Source organism: Streptomyces lushanensis, from assembly GCF_001700515.1.
GTDB lineage: Bacteria > Actinomycetota > Actinomycetes > Streptomycetales > Streptomycetaceae > Streptomyces > Streptomyces lushanensis.
In genome coordinates, this window is sequence record NZ_MAUD01000099.1 from 10,877 (window position 1) to 27,052 (window position 16,176).

The 16,176-nt window shown below is 72.3% G+C and carries 3 protein-coding genes; 2 read left to right on the top strand and 1 reads right to left on the bottom strand.

The features are described from left to right. Positions 1 to 66 precede the first annotated feature (66 nt). On the top strand, positions 67 to 6,579 hold the full coding sequence (locus BFF77_RS09525; protein ID WP_066946323.1) for a non-ribosomal peptide synthetase: 6,513 nt from the start codon (positions 67 to 69) through the stop codon (positions 6,577 to 6,579). Beyond that, the gene (locus BFF77_RS09530; RefSeq protein ID WP_066946327.1) at positions 6,576 to 13,997 is read left to right on the top strand and encodes a non-ribosomal peptide synthetase; all 7,422 of its coding nucleotides are present in this window, start codon (positions 6,576 to 6,578) and stop codon (positions 13,995 to 13,997) included. The genes BFF77_RS09525 and BFF77_RS09530 overlap by 4 nt, the downstream gene beginning before the upstream one ends. Positions 13,998 to 14,233: 236 nt before the next feature. Here BFF77_RS09530 and BFF77_RS09535 read toward each other — a convergent pair whose 3' ends face one another. Continuing rightward, complete coding sequence (locus BFF77_RS09535; RefSeq protein WP_245703332.1) at positions 14,234 to 16,066, bottom strand: lantibiotic dehydratase; 1,833 nt, start codon at positions 16,064 to 16,066, stop codon at positions 14,234 to 14,236. Positions 16,067 to 16,176 lie beyond the last annotated feature (110 nt).

The following is a 16,176-nucleotide window of genomic DNA, read 5'->3' on the forward strand; positions in this document are numbered from 1 at the left end:
TTCCGCATCACCGGGTGTCCTCATCCCGGTCCCGTGAACCCTACTTCTCACTCTGGGAGGCGACCGATGGCAACCGGCGACGGCCCGTACCCGCTGTCATTCGCACAGGAACAGCTCTGGTTTCTCGATCAGCTGCGGTCCGGAGCCACGACCGAGTATCTCCTGCACGAGGCGTTCCGGCTGCGAGGGCCGCTGGACACCGGCGCGCTCACGGCCGCGCTCACGGAGATCGCCGTACGTCACGAGGTGCTGCGCACCCGGTACGGCTCCGCCGACGAGGACGGAGACGGCGACAGCGGCACCGGGGCGCAGATCGTTGATCCGCCACGGCCCGTGGAGCCCGCGCTGGTGGATCTCGCCGGGCTGCCGGAGGACGAGCGGCAGACGCGGCTGCGGGAGCTGAGCGCCACCGAGCTGCGCACACCGATCGATCTGCGTAAGCGCCCGCCGTGGCGGCTGACGCTGGTGACACTCGGCCCGGACGACACGGCGCTGCTGGTCACCGTGCATCACATCGCCTTCGACGGCTGGTCGTGGGGTGTGCTCGCCGAGGAGATCGAGACGCTGTACACCGCGTTCGCCAAGGGCGAGCCGTCGCCGCTGGAACCGCTGCCCGTGCAGTACCTGGACTACGCGCAGTGGCAGCGCGAGAGCTACGAGGCGTCCGCCGGGTCCATGGACCGGCAGCGCGCCTACTGGCGGGAGCGGCTGGCGGATCTCGATCCGCTGGAGCTGCCCACCGACCGGCCCCGGCCGGCCCGGTGGGACGCCACCGGGGACAGTCTGTCCTTCACGGTGCCGGCCGCGCTCGCGGCGCGGGTCGACGAGGTCGGCCGGCGCGCGGGCGCGACACCGTTCATGACGTACCTCACCGCGTTCCAGCTTCTGCTGGCCCGGCACACGGGCCGGCGCGACGTGGCGGTCGGCGTCTCCGTGGCCAACCGCGACCAGCCCGAGCTGGACCAGATGATCGGCATGTTCCTCAACACCGTGGTGCTGCGGACCGATCTGTCCGGCGATCCGTCGTTCGTGGAGCTGCTGGCGCGCGTCCGTGACGCCCATCTGGACGACTTCAGCAACCAGGAGGTACCCTTCGAGCGGGTCGTCGCCGATCTGGCCCCGGAGCGCGACCCCTCCCGCAATCCGGTCTTCCAGGTCGGGTTCGCGCTGCACAACGCCCGGCGCCGGCCGCTGCGGCTGCCCGGTCTGGAGGTCTCCAAGTACGAGTCGGCCACGGCCGGTTCGGCCTTCGACCTGTCGCTGCATCTCGCCGCGCGTCCGGACGGCTCGCTGGAGGCGAGGTTCCTCTATCCGACGGCCCTGTTCGACGCGGCGCGTATGGAGCGGACGGCGGAGGGACTGCTGCGGCTGCTCACCGACATAGCCGACCGGCCCGATGTGTCGGTGCACCGGCTGGAGATCGTTCCCGGGTCCGAACCGGCGCGGTTCGCCGAGTGGAACCGCACGGACACGGTGACCACCGACCGCTCGCTGTCCGAACTGTTCCTGGAGCGGGCACGGGCCACACCGGATGCGCTGGCCGTGGTGTCCGGGAGCGAGGAGATCCGTTACGCGGAGCTCGCGCGGCGGGTGGGCGCGCTCTCCCTGCGGCTGCGGAGCCGGGGAGTCACCCGCGGCACACCGGTCGGTGTGGCGCTGCACCGGAGCGGTGACCTGGTCACGGCGCTGCTCGCGGTGCTCGCCTCGGGTGGCGTCTATGTACCGCTGGCGCCCGACCATCCGGCGGAGCGGCTGGCGTTCATGGTCTCCGACGCCGGGGCCGAGGTGCTGCTCACCCAGGAGTCGCTGCGCGACCGGCTGCCCGCTCATCCTCATGTGTTGACGGTCGACGCCGCCGGGCACGACGAGAGCGTGCCGGCGGACACGGCCTTCAGGGCGCCGGTGATGGTCGGCAATACCGATGCCGCCTACATCATGTATACGTCCGGTTCGACCGGTCGGCCCAAGGGGGTGGTGGTCACCCATGCCGGCATACGCAACCGTGTGCTGTGGTCGGTGGACCGGTACGGGATCGGCCCGGGCGACCGGGTGCTCCAGAAGACCACCATCGGTTTCGACGCCGCCGTCTGGGAGTTCCTCTCGCCGCTCGTGTCGGGCGGCGCCGTGGTGATGGCGCCCGAGGAGGCCCATCGCGATCCCTCGGTCATGGTCCGCGCGGTGGCCGAGCACGACGTGACCGTCCTTCAGCTCGTCCCGTCGGTGCTGCGCCTGCTGCTGGCCGAGACGGATCTCGCCGAGTGCTCCGCGCTGCGGCTGGTGTGCTCGGCCGGTGAGCCGCTGCCCGCCGAGCTCTGCGCGCGGCTGCGCGGGACGGTCGACGCCGAGGTGTTCAACACCTATGGGCCCACCGAGTGCGCGATCGACTCCACGGCATGGCGCTACGACGGGACCGAGCGGACCGAGATCGTCCCGATCGGCCGTCCGCTGCCCAATGTCCGCACGTTCGTGGTGGACACCGAGGATCAGCTCGTACCGGTGGGGGTTCCCGGTGAGCTGTGTGTCGCCGGGGTCGGTCTGGCGCGCGGCTACGCGGGCCGGGGAGATCTGACGGCGGACCGCTTCACTCCGCATCCGTTCCCGAGCACGCCCGGTGAGCGGTGGTACCGCACCGGGGACCTGGTGCGCCGTCGCGAGGACGGCGCGCTGGAATTCGTCGGGCGTATCGACGAGCAGGTCAAGGTGCGAGGCGTCCGGATCGAGCCGGGCGAGATCGAGGCGGCTCTCACCGCCCATCCCGCGGTCGCCGCCGCGGTGGTGACCACGCACCGGCCGGAGTCCGGCGACACGGAGCTGGTCGCCCATCTCGTAGCGGCGCCGGGGACACCGCTCCCGGAGTCCGAGGAGCTGCGTGCCCTGCTCGCGGCCCGGCTGCCGGAGAGCATGATCCCGTCGGTCACCATCCCTCTCGACGCGATTCCGCTGACACCGAACGGCAAGGTGGACCGCGGGCGGCTGCCGTCGCCGGAGAGCCGGAGCCGGCCGGACGGAGTGGTCCGGACGGCCCCGCGCACCGCCGCCGAGCGGACCGTCGCCGAGCTGATGGGCGAGGTCCTCGGGGTGGAGCGGGTCGGCGCCGACGACGACTTCTTCGCGCTCGGCGGGCACTCCCTGCTGGCGATCCGGCTGGTGCTGCGGCTGCGGCGCGCCTTCGGCGTCGAGCTGACGGTCGGAGAGCTGTTCCACGCCCGTACGGTCGCGGAGCTGGCCGCCCGGGTCGGTTCGGCGGGGACGGAGGACGAGGAGCCCGGGATCCGGCCGGTGGAGCGCGGCGGGGAGCTGGCGCTCTCGTTCGGCCAGCAGCGTATGTGGTTCCTGGACCAGCTCGATCCGGGCAGCGACGAGTACGTCGTGCCGGTGGCGCTGCGGCTGCGCGGCCCGCTGGACATCGAGGCGTTCCGGCGGGCGGTGGACGCGACCGCGGCCAAGCACGAGATCCTGCGCACCCGTTATGTCTCGCGCGGCGGCGATCCGGTGCAGCTCATCGATCCGCCGGGCCCCGTCGACTTCACCCTGCACGATCTGTCCGGGATGCCGGAGGCCGGTGCCACGGCCCGTGAGCTGCTGGACCGCGCCTCCGGTCTGCCGTTCGACCTGGAGCGGCAGGCGCCCTTGCGTGTCACGGTGATCCGTACGGCGCCCGACGACCACCTGCTGGGACTGACGCTGCATCACATCGCCTTCGACGCCTGGTCGATGGGGATCTGTCTGAAGGACCTGAACGCGGCGTACGAGGCGTTCGCGGCGGGCAGGCCCTCGCCGCTGCGCGCGCAGCCCGTGCAGTACGCGGACTTCGCCGCCTGGCAGCGCGCGCAGCAGTCCGCGGGCGAGATCGCGGGCCAGCTCGCGTACTGGAGTGACCGGCTGGCCGGACTCAGCCCGGTCGAACTGCCCGCCGACCGGCTCAGGTCAGCCGTGCGTGACGCCCGTGGCGACACGGTGATCGTGGATGTGCCGGCCCGCACGGGCCAGGGTGTCGCGGACCTGGCGGCACGGCACGGCGCGACACCGTTCATGGTCCTGCTGGCGACGTTCCAGCTGCTGCTCGGACGCTACACCGGCCGTACGGACATCGCCGTCGGGACCCCGGTCGCCGGGCGGACCCGGGAGGAGACCGAGGAACTGGTCGGCTTCTTCACCAACAACCTGGTGATCCGCAACGACCTGTCGGGCAATCCTGCCTTCACGGACTTCCTGGACCAGGTGCGCACGGTGTCCCTGGAGGCGATGGCCCACCAGGACGTTCCGTTCGAGCATCTCGTGGACGCGCTGCGGCCCGACCGCGATCTCTCCCGCAATCCGCTGTTCCAGGTGATGTTCGAACTCCAGCACATGGAGGGCGTGCCCGCGACGCTGGGCGGCTCGGTCATCGAGCCGGTCCACACCGGGCCCGCCGTGGCGAAGTTCGATCTCACGATGACGGTCAAGCAGCGTCCGGACGGACGGCTGCACTGCTGGTTCGAGTACGCGACCGGGCTCTTCGAGCGGGCGACGGTCGAGCGGATGGCCGGGCACTATCTGGCGCTGCTGAACAGTGTCACGGCCGGTCCCGACGCGCGGATCGGCGATCTCGCGCTGCTCACCGACGCCGAGCACCGCACGCTGGTGCACACCTGGCCGGATCCGGAGAGGGACCGGCTCGCCCGGCTGGACCCGGCGGCCGAGCACGCCCTGACCGTACCGGAGCTGTTCGAGCGGCAGGCCGCGCGGACACCGGACGCGGTGGCGGTGGTCTCCGGAGATCTGGAGATCGGCTACGCGGAGCTGAACGCCCGCGCCAACCGGTTCGCGCACCGGCTGCGCTCCTTGGGCGTCGGACCCGAGACGGTCGTCGCGTCCTGCCTGGAGCGCAGCGCCGAGGCGGTCGTGGTGCTGCTGGGGGTGCTCAAGGCCGGCGGGGTGTACGCGCCCTTCGATCCGCTGCATCCGCCGGCGCGGCTGCGCTTCATGCTGGGCGATGTCGGCGCGAGGGTGGTGGTCGCCGGCGCGGACTTCGCGGAGCGGCTGGAGACCGGCCCGTACCACGTGGTCACCGTCGACGGCGAGGACGGGACCGGCGGACCGGGGGCGGTGAAGGACGCGCCGGCGCCGGCGCGCACGGAGGCGTCCGCGAACGTGCCCGTGCCGGTCGCACCGGGCAATCTCGCCTATGTCATCTACACCTCCGGCTCCACCGGGCGTCCCAAGGGTGTGATGATCGAGCACCGCTCGTACGCCCATCACTGCCGGGTGATCGCGGACGAGTACGGCATCGAGCCCGGTGAGCGGGTGGTGCTGCTGTCCGCGCTCACCTTCGACGTGGCGATGGACCAGATCGCGGCCACGCTGACCGCCGGCGCCACGATCGTGGTGGGTGATCCGGTCTTCTGGACGCCCGCGGAGCTGCCCGCCCGGCTCGCCGAGCACGAGGTGACGATCGTCGAGATCACCCCGGCCTACTACCGGGCGATGGCGGAGTCCGGCTCGCTGCACCGGCTGACCGGGCTGAAGCTGATGAATGTCGGCAGCGACGTGGTCACGGCGGCCGACGTGCGGCGCTGGGCCGAGACCGGGCTGCCCGGACGCTTCCTGTGCAACTACGGGCCCACCGAGGCGACCGTCACCTGCCTGCTCCACCGGGTGGGCGCGGAACCGGACACCGGCCCCGCCGGGGAACAGGCTGCCTCGGCGATGCCCGTCGGACGGCCGGTGGCCGGGACCCGGGCCTATGTGCTGGACGCCGATCTGCGTCCGGTCCCGGTCGGTGTTCCCGGTGAGCTGTGCCTCGGCGGGGTACGGCTGGCCCGTGGGTACCACGGCAGGCCGGAGCTGACCGCCGACCGGTTCGTGCCCGATCCGCTGGGCACCGAGCCCGGGCAGCGGCTGTACCGGACCGGCGATCTCGTACGCCACCGGCCCGACGGCACGATCGAGTTCCTGGGCCGGATCGACCATCAGGTCAAGATCCGCGGACTGCGGATCGAACTGGGCGAGATCGAGGCAGCCCTGGTGCGCCATCCGGCGATCCAGGAGGCCGTGGCGGTGGCGGCGGAGGTGGCGCCCGGCGACAGGCGGCTGGCCGCGTATCTGGTGGCCCGGCCGGACGGCTCGGTCCCGGGCATCGGCGAACTCCGCGCCCATCTGGGTGAGTTGCTGCCCGAGTACATGATCCCGTCGCTCTGGGTGACACTGCCCGCGCTGCCGCTGACCACCAGCAAGAAGGTGGACCGCACGGCGCTGCCCGATCCCGTGCTCGCCCGTACGGACGGCGGACGGGAGTACGTGGCGCCGCGCGATCCGGCGGAGGAGACCGTCGCCGCGATCTGGTGCGAGGTGCTCGATGTGGCGCGGGTCGGCGCCCTGGACGACTTCTTCGCCCTGGGCGGCCACTCCCTGCTGGCCACCCGGGTGCTCGCACGGATCAGGGAGGCGTTCGCGGTCGACCTGCCGCTGCGCAGGCTGTTCGAGGCCACCACGGTGGCCGGGCTGGCCGAGGCGGTGACCGAGGCCGTGGAGGCCGAGATCGCCGGGCTGTCGGACGACGAAGTGGCGGGACTGCTGTCCCAGAGGAGTGCGCGATGACCGAGACCGAGACCGGCAACCGGGCGGCCCTGCGGCAGGAGCTGCTGCGGCAGCGGCTGCGCGGCGGAGCGGCGCCCAGGCGGAGCGACGGCATCGGCCGGGCCCCGCGCGGCGGACCGCTGCCGCTGTCCTTCGCACAGCGCCGGCTGTGGATCCTGGACCAGCTCCAGCCGGGCGGCACGGAGTATCTGATGACCGCCGCCCTGCGGCTGCGGGGCGAGCTGGACAGGGCCGCCCTGCGCACCGCGCTGGACGGGACGGCCGCCCGGCACGAAGTGCTGCGCACCCGCTATCCGGTGGTGGACGGCGAGCCGGTGCAGATGATCGACGAGCCGGGCCCCGTTCCGCTGACCGGGCTCGATCTGCGCGGACCGGACCGGGAGCGGGCGGACGCCCGTCTCGCCGCCCTCGTCACCTCCGAGCGGGTGCCCGTCGACCTGGCGACCGGTCCCGTCTTCTCGGCGACCCTGGTCCGGCTGGACCTGGACGAGCACGCGCTGCTGCTGACGTTCCATCACATCGCCTCCGACGGCTGGAGCGAGGATCTGCTGGTGGCCGAGGTGGCGGCCCGCTACGGCGACGCGGTGGCCGGCCGTCCGACGGCGGAGCCTCAGGAGCCCTTGCAGTACGCCGACTTCGCGGTCTGGCAGCGCGAACGGCTCTCCGGGGAACTGCTGGAGCGGCAGCTCGTCCACTGGCGGAAGCGGCTCGCCGGGCTGGAGCCGCTGGAGCTGCCCACGGACCGGCCGCGTCCCGCCGTACGCGAGACCGCCGGCGCCCAGGTGCCGCTGGAGGTGCCCGCGAACGTGGCGGGACGGCTCACGGCGCTGGCGCGCGCCCGGGGCGCCACACCGTTCATGGCGCTGACCGCCGCGTACGCGGTGCTGCTCGGCCGCTGGAGCGGGCAGCGGGACGTGGCCGTCGGCACACCCGTGGCCGGCCGCGACCGGCCCGAGGTGCAGGACATGGCCGGTCTGTTCCTCAACACCCTGGTCCTGCGCACCGATCTGTCCGGCTCGCCCTCCTTCACCGAGGTGCTGCGGCGCGTACGGGAGTCGGCGCTCGACGCGTACGGCCACCAGGAGGTGCCGTTCGAGCGGCTGGTGGACGAACTGGCGCCGGAGCGCGATCCGTCGCGTACACCGCTGTTCTCGGCGATGCTGCTCTGGCAGGAGGAGTCGGCGGCGACGGCCGGGCCCCGGACCATGGGTCCGCTGACGGTCGGCCGGCTGCCGGTCGGGGAGAGCACGGCCAAGTTCGATCTGACGCTCGGAGTCTCCGAGCGGTCCGACGGCTCTCTGTCTGGAGCCCTGAACTACGCGTCGGCGCTGTTCGACCGCGAGACCGCCGAGCGGTTCGCCGCCCACTTCGCCCGGCTCCTGGAGAGCGCCACCGCCGAACCGGAACTGCCGGTGGACGAGCTGGAGATCCTCGCACCGGCCGAGCGCGGTCTGCTGGTGGAGGAGTGGAACGACACCGCACGGCCGTATCCGTCGGGAACGCTGCCCGCGCTGTTCGAGGCCCAGGCCGCCCGGACCCCGGACGCGCCCGCGCTGCGGTACGAGGGCACGACGGTGTCGTACGCCCGGCTCGGCGCCGAGGCCGACCGGCTCGCCGCGGAGCTGCGGGAGCACGGTGTGGGCCCGGAGTCCGTGGTCGGGGTGTGTCTTCCCCGGGGAATCGGTCTGGTGGTGGCGCTGCTCGCCGTCATGAAGGCCGGGGGCGCGTATCTGCCGCTGGATCCGGAGTATCCGCGCGAGCGCGTCGGTTTCATGCTGGACGACGCGGCGGCGACGGTCGTCGTCACGGACGCCGGCCTGGCGGCGCTGGTGTCCGGCGGGGACGGCGCCGGGGACCGGCGGATCGTGGACATCGACGCCGACCGGTCCGGCCCGTCCGGGCCCCTCGTGCCGTCCGGACCCTCCGGCACCGGCACCGACTCGCGCCCGGCGCCCGGGCATCCCGCGTATGTCATCTACACCTCGGGATCGACGGGCCGTCCCAAGGGGGTGGTGGTCGAGCACCGCGCCATCGTCAACCGGCTGCGCTGGATGCAGGAGACCTACGGACTCACCGGGGCGGACCGGGTGCTCCAGAAGACGCCGTACGGATTCGACGTGTCCGTGTGGGAGTTCTTCTGGCCGCTGACGACCGGCGCCACCCTGGTGCTGGCCCGGCCCGGCGGGCATCGCGATCCCGCGTATCTGGCCGGGGTGATCGCCGACGAGGGCGTCACCACACTGCACTTCGTACCCTCCATGCTCCGCGCGTTCCTGGCCGGACCGCTGCCCGCGATGCCCACCCTGCGGCGGATGATGTGCAGCGGCGAGGCGCTCCCGGCCGACCTGGTCACGGCCGTGCACGAGCGGATCGGCTGCGAGCTGCACAATCTGTACGGGCCGACCGAGGCGGCGGTGGACGTCACCGCCGCGCGGTGCGCGCCGGGTCTGCCGGTCACCATCGGACGTCCCATCGCCAACACCCGTACCTACATCGTGGACGAGGGGCTGCGGCCCGTCCCGGTCGGTGTGCCGGGAGAGCTGCTGCTCGGCGGTGTGCAGCTCGCCCGCGGCTATCTCGGCCGGCCTGCGCTGACGGCGGAACGGTTCGTACCGAGCCCGTTCGCCACCGCGCCCGGCGAGCGGCTGTACCGTACCGGCGATCTCGCCCGGTACCGCGCCGACGGCACCATCGAGTATCTCGGGCGGCTGGACCACCAGGTCAAGATCCGTGGCCAGCGCGTCGAGCTCGGTGAGATCGAGGCCGTGCTCACCGAGTGCGCGGGCGTGGACGCGGCCGCGGTCACCCTGCACGACGAGCGGCTCGTCGCCCATCTCACGCCCGCCACCGCGGATGTCGCCGCCGTACGGGAGCAGCTGCGCGGGAAGCTGCCCGAGCACATGTGCCCGGCGCACTGGATGCTGCTGGACGCGCTGCCGCTGACGACCAGCGGCAAGGTGGACCGCAAGGCGCTGCCCGCGCCCGAGGACACCGGCTCACTCTGGGCCGGGGAGTACACCGCGCCGCGCGACGCGCTGGAGCGGACGCTCGCCGAGGCGTTCGCCGCGGCCCTGGGCGTCGACAAGGTGGGGGTGCGCAACAGCTTCTTCCAGCTCGGCGGTGACTCGCTGCGCGCGATCCGGGCCGTCGGCCGGCTGCGTGAGCAGGGCTTCGAGGTGTCCGTGGTCGACCTGTTCACCCGTCAGCGGGTGGCGGAGCTCGCGGAGCTGGTGCGCTCCCGTTCGAAGTCCGCCGACGGCACACCCGGTTCCGTGGCGCCCGACGCGCTCGTGGAGCGGTTCGCGCTGGTCGGTGAGCAGGACCGGGCCCGGCTGCCGGACGGTCTGGACGACGCGTACCCGATGGCGCAGACCCAGGCCGGGATGGTCTACGAGATGCTGGCGGCGACCGACCGGGCCGTCTACCAGAACGTCTCCTGCTACAAGGTCCGTGACGAGCTGCCGTTCGACCGGGCGGCACTGACCGAGGCGGCCCGGCTCCTGGTCGCCCGCAACGAGATCCTGCGGACCTCGTTCGACCTCTCCGGCTACTCCGAGGCCATGCAGCTCGTCCACCGCGAGGCCGAACTGCCGCTGGGATTCGACGACCTGCGGTCGATGGCGGCGGTGGACCAGCGGGCGATCGTGGACGGCTTCCTGGTGGGCGAGCGGCGCAGGCCCTTCGACCTCGGCCGTCCTCCGCTGCTGCGCTACCACGTCCATCAGATCTCCGACGAGGAGTGGTGGCTGACCCACATCGAGGCGCACGCCATTCTGGACGGCTGGAGTCACACCTCGGTGGTCGCCGAGCTGATCTCCCTGTACCGGACGGTACGGCGGGGCCGGACCCCGGATCTGCCGCCGCCGCCCGATGTGCGGTTCGCCGATTTCGTCGCGCTGGAGCGCGCCGCGCTCGAATCGGAGGAGGACCGCGCGTTCTGGGCGCGACGGATCGGCGGCAGCGAGAAGTTCGAGCTTCCGCCGGCCTGGGGCAGCCCGGAGCGGGACGAGAAGGCCACCATCGTCGATGTGCCGTACCGGGATCTGCTGCCGGGTCTGCGAAGGCTCGCGGCGGCGGCGGGCGGCTCGCTGAAGAGCGTGCTGCACGCCGCGCATCTGCGGGCCCTGGGTGCGGTCACCGGCCGCAGGCGCTTCCACACCGGGCTGGTCTGCAACGGCAGACCGGAGCAGGCACGCGGCGACGAGGTGCGCGGGCTGTATCTCAACACCGTGCCGTTCGCCGCCGATCTGTCGGCCTCGACCTGGCGTGAGCTGGTCGGCGAGGTCTTCGCGGGTGAGGCCGAGCTGTGGCCGCACCGCCGCTATCCGATGCCCGCCATGCAGCGGGAGTGGGGCACCTCGCCGACGCTCATCGATGTGGCCTTCGGTTATCTCGACTTCCATGTCCTGGACTGGGAGTCCGACGAGGTCGGCATGGTGGACGACTTCAGCCCCAGCGAACTCGCCCTGGAGGTGTGGACGTTCCCGGGAGTGCTGCGGCTCGGCGGCCGGCCGAGCCTGGTGGGACGCAGCCGGCTGGAACTGCTGGGCCGGGTCTACCGCCATGTGCTGGAGGCGATGGCCGCCGACCCGGAGGGTGACGCGTACGGGCTGACGCTGCCGCCCGCCGACCACGACCGGACCGTACACCGGGGGAACGACACGGAGCTGCCGGTGCCGGCCGGTCGGCTGGTGCATGAACTGGTCGCCGAACAGGCCGGTTCGACACCGCACTCGGTCGCGCTGCGGTACGGGAACGACACCGTCGACTACCGCACGCTGGACGAGCGCGCCGAGCGGCTGGCGCGGCGGCTGCGCGCCCGGGGCGTCGGGCCCGACAGCATCGTCGGCCTGTATCTGCCCCGCACCCCGGATCTGATCGTCGCCCTGCTGGCGACGCTCAAGGCCGGGGGCGCGTTCTTGCCGCTGGACCCGGAGTATCCGGCCGAGCGGCTGCGTCACATGCTGACGGACGCGGAGGTCACGGTCCTGCTCAGCACGCGCGCGCTGCGTACCGCCCTTCCGTCCGGGGTGAGTTGCTCGGTGGAGGACGTCGAGGACCTGTACGGGAGCGACCTGGCGAACGGAGAGGACCGGGACGGAGAGATCCGGGACGGAGAGATCCGGGACGGAGAGATCCGGGGCGGAGAGCTTCCGGCGCCGCGTCCCGGGGGCCGGGACCGGCCCTCGCTCGACAGTCTCGCCTATGTGATCTACACCTCCGGATCGACCGGACTGCCCAAGGGTGTCGGCGTACCGCACCGGGGACCGCTCAATCTGCGGTACGCGCAGCGTGAGCACCTCGATGTACGGGAGGGCGACCGGGTGCTCCAGTTCGCCTCGCCGAGCTTCGACGCCTTCGTCTGGGAGGTGGTCATGGCGCTCACCAACGGCGCCGCACTGGTGCTGCCGCCTCCGGACACCGACCCGGGCGATCTGCGCCGGCAGGCGGAACTGGTCACCCATATGACACTGCCGCCGTCGCTGCTGGACCGGCTGGCACCCGAGGACTTCCCGCGTCTGCGCGTCCTGGTGTCGGCCGGAGAGGCATGCTCCGCCGAACAGGCGGCGCGCTGGTCGGACCGGGTGACCTTCATCAACGCCTACGGGCCGACGGAGACCTCGGTGTGCGCCACTCTCGCGCCGGTGCCTCCCGCCCGGGTGCGCGGCACGGCCGGGCCGGGCGGACCGTCGGCCTCGCCGTCGATGGGCCGGCCCATCGGGAACTTCCAGGTGTACGTCCTCGACGCGGACCTCCGTCCGGTGGCGGACGGGGTCCAGGGCGAGCTGTATGTGGGCGGGGCCGGGCTGGCCCGCGGCTATCTCAACCGTCCGGACCTCTCGGCGGAACGCTTCGTGCCCGACCCTTACGGCGGCCGGCCCGGGGCGCGGCTCTACCGCACCGGCGATCTGGTGTCGCGCAACACCGACGGCACCCTCCAGTACCACGGCCGCCGGGACCACCAGGTCAAGGTGCGCGGGCTGCGGGCCGAGCCGGGCGAGATCGAGAATCTGCTGCTCGGCCATCCCGCGGTGGCCGCGGCGGTGGTCACGGTGCACCGCGCGGGCACGGCCGACGCGACACTGGTCGCGTATGCCGAGAGCGCCGAAGGCCATGAGGCCGAGCCCGCCGGACTGCGCGATCATCTCCGCGGCCGGGTGCCGAAGGGACTGCTGCCGACGCACTACTTCGTCCTCGACGCCTTCCCGCTCACGCCCGCCGGCAAGATCGACCGGGCGGCGCTTCCCGTACCGGACGGCGCGCGGCCCGCGCTCCTGGCGCCGTACGTGGCTCCCTCGGGCGAGCTGGAGCAGGCCGTCGCGGAGGCGTGGAGCGAGGCGCTGGCCGTCGAACGCGTCGGCGCGCACGACGACTTCTTCGAGCTGGGCGGTCATTCGCTGGCGCTGATGAGGATCGTGGCGACGCTGCGCGCGCGGCACGGACTGGAGCTGCGCTTCCGGTCGTTCATCGAGCACCGTACGGTCGCCCGGCTGGCGGCGAGCATCGAATCCGCCCGGAGCGCGCAGGCCGCGGAGGGCGGGGCGGGCGAGGAGACGAACCGGGCGATGCTGTGGATCCGCGAGAAGGGCAGTGGCCGTCCGCTGTTCTTCGTCCATCCCGGCGGTGGCAGCGCCCACTGGTATCTGCGGCTCGCGCCCCATCTGCGGACGGACCGGCCGGTGGCGGCGTTCGAGTGGCCGGGACCGCACGCCTCGGCGAGCCCGCCGACCGCCGAGGAGATGGCCGAGCGCTATCTCACCGAGCTGCGGGCCCTCCAGCCCGTCGGTCCGTACGTACTGTTCAGCTGGTGCGGCGGCAGCGGGATCGCCTCGGAGATGGCGAGCCGGCTGGTGGCCGCGGGCGAGGAGGTCACCTTCATGCTCCTCGACCCGGGCCTCGACGCGCACGAACGGGCCGAGGGCTGGCGGGAGCTGGCACTGATCCGCCGGCTGGAGCGGCTGGTCGACGAGGTGGCACGGGGCGGCGCCGAGGCGGACACGCCGGAGCGCCGGGCGGAGATCCTGGATCTGCTGAACCACCTGGTCGACGACGTGGACGAGGAGACCGGTATCACCCTGCCCGACGAGGGCGTCGGCGAGGCGTGGCCGCGCGCCGCCCGGATCTGGCGGGAGGTGATGGAGATGGATCTGGCCTACCGGCACCGTCCCTTCCCCGGCCGGCTCCATCTGATCGTCAGCGATGAACTGGCCCAGGGCGAGCACGAGGTGGCGTTCGGCCAGTCCTTCGAGGACTATCTGAGCCGCTGGCGCGATCTGCTCACCGAGGGCGTGGAGGTCCACCGGGTGCCGGGCGACCACTTCGGGGTGATGAAGCCGCCGCATGTGTCACGGCTGGCGGAGGTCATGGACGCGGTGATCGCCGGGGAGGGACCGGGCGAGAGGCCCGCGGACGGCTGACGGCTGACGGCTGACGGCACGGATCAGCTCGGCTCGACAGGGAGCGGTGGGACACCGGAGGACGGTGTCCCACCGCTCCGCTGTGTGCTGCCGTACGGTCGGCCGCTCGATGGACGGACGGACGGGCGAGTGGGCGGGCGGACGGACGTACCGCGGGTGAGTGGGCGGGCCGGCAATCAGGCGGGCGGGCAATCAGGCGGGCGGGCACAGGCGAAAGCCCGGGGCGGTCCTGGTGGTCAGGACCGCCCCGGGCGGGAACAGCGGGAACAGCGGGAACAGCGAAAGGAGCGAATCAGTCGGTCGACGGCGACGAAGCGGAGTTCGGAGGTGTACTTGTTGCCCTCGTCATCGGTCAGCCACGCCTGCTCCGGCGTCGGCAGCATCTCGGACACCGTCATACGAGCCGACGGATCCTTACGCGCCAGCCTCCGCGCCGCCTTCGCGAAAATATTCACATACACCGGACTGTCGAAATCCACGAAAAACGGACGCGGCTCCGTCGGAGACACCACGAACACCCACCGCGGCAACTCCTGCGCCGCACGCCACTGACGCGCCCGCACAAACCGACGCGCCTCACTCTTCTCACCCGCGAACTCCATCCCCGACGCCACGAACCGCCAGGTCTCACGGGCCACCACGAGCGAGTCGACCGTGACCCGTGGCGAGCGGTCGTTCTCCGGAAGGATCTGGAAGAGATCCATCACCAGGGTCGTGAGGACGTGCGAGAAGACATCGACGGCGTCGAACACCGCACCGTCGGGCAGCACCACCACCAGGCGGTCCGCCCGCCGTTCGACCCGGGCGTCGGCGCTCAGGACGGTGCGGGGCCGGCCCGGAACCGCCGTGTCGTCCAGAAGGGCGACATGGTAGTCCTCGGGCCGTACCAGGGAGTGTCGGATCCGGGCGGAGAGCCGGGACTTGTGCTCCTTGGGCAGCAACGGCATCAGCCGGGGGCCGGGGTGGTCGCGGCTCGTCCGGGCGAACAGTTCCTCGGGGTCCGGGTGCTGATGGACGAAGAGCGAGGCGCCCAAGGTGTTGGTGGCGAGATGGAGTTCACCGAGGACGAGCTCGAACTCACCACGCTCCAGCGCGGCCGTGTCGGCCGCGGCGACCATCACGTCCGGGCTGAGATAGCGGGCCGCCGTCCAGCCCGTCCCCGTACCGCCGAAGGCCTCCTCGATCCGGTCGGCGATCTCCGCGCCGGAGACCCGGACCCGGCGGGCGCCCCCCGACAGATGCCGGTTCAGGATGCCGCTCCAGCGCCGGCGGAACTCCTCCTGGAGGCGGACCGCGTCGGCGGCGCCCTCGCCGTGCAGGACGGGCAGGCAGGCGAACCAGAAGGACGCCAGATCCACCGTGCCGTCCCCGCTGCTCCCGCCGTCCCCGGCCGTCTCGCCCACGAGCCGGTCGAACATCTCACCTGCCCGCCGCATCACCTGCTCGGCGAGCCGGGAGGTGAGCCAGGTGGCGCTGGTCATGAAGAGGTCCAGCGGTGCCAGCGCCGTCACGATGTCGCCACCGATTCGGGCCTGGGCCGAGCGCACACAGTCGGAGTAGACCAGGGCCCGGCAGGGCGCGATGGTGGCGCCCTTCTCACGCTGGGCGGCGACGTCCGTCAGCCGCTCGAAGTCCTCCTCCAGGCCGGCGAGCGCGGCGATCAGCCGCTCCGGGTCGTCCCCGGCCGCCCGTACGCGGTCACGCCCGCGCTCCAGCGTGTCCAGCTTGGCGAGCGCGGGTTCGCGTACGGCGGGATCGCCGATCCGGTCCAGGATCTCGCGCAGCCGCAGTTCGGGCCGGGTGTCGGCGGGCACCTCCAGCCGCCAGGTGACACACCGGAGTCCCACCAGGGTGTCGAGCGCCTCGGTGACATCGGTGTCCGGTCCCAGCAGCCGCTGGATGACATGGGCGGAACGTACTCCGTCGCAGAGTTCGAGAACCCGCGACTCACGCTCCGAGACCGCACGCGCCGGACGGCCCGGCACCCGTACCGTCCCGTCGGCCACGCCGACGAACGGGACCCGGCGCGGCGCCACCCACTCCCGCACCCCCGCAACCCCACCGATCACCCGGGCCAGCGCATCCACCGACCAACTCGAAAAATACACCTCCGAACCCGATACCAACCCCACACCAGGATCCACCCGCACACCACGCGACGACAGATCCACACGACCCC

What these genes read in the sequence shown, in the direction of transcription:
- BFF77_RS09525 (WP_066946323.1), top strand. Translation starts at nt 67, where the DNA reads ATGGCAACCGGCGACGGCCCGTACCCGCTGTCATTCGCACAGGAACAG.
- BFF77_RS09530 (WP_066946327.1), top strand. Translation starts at nt 6,576, where the DNA reads ATGACCGAGACCGAGACCGGCAACCGGGCGGCCCTGCGGCAGGAGCTG.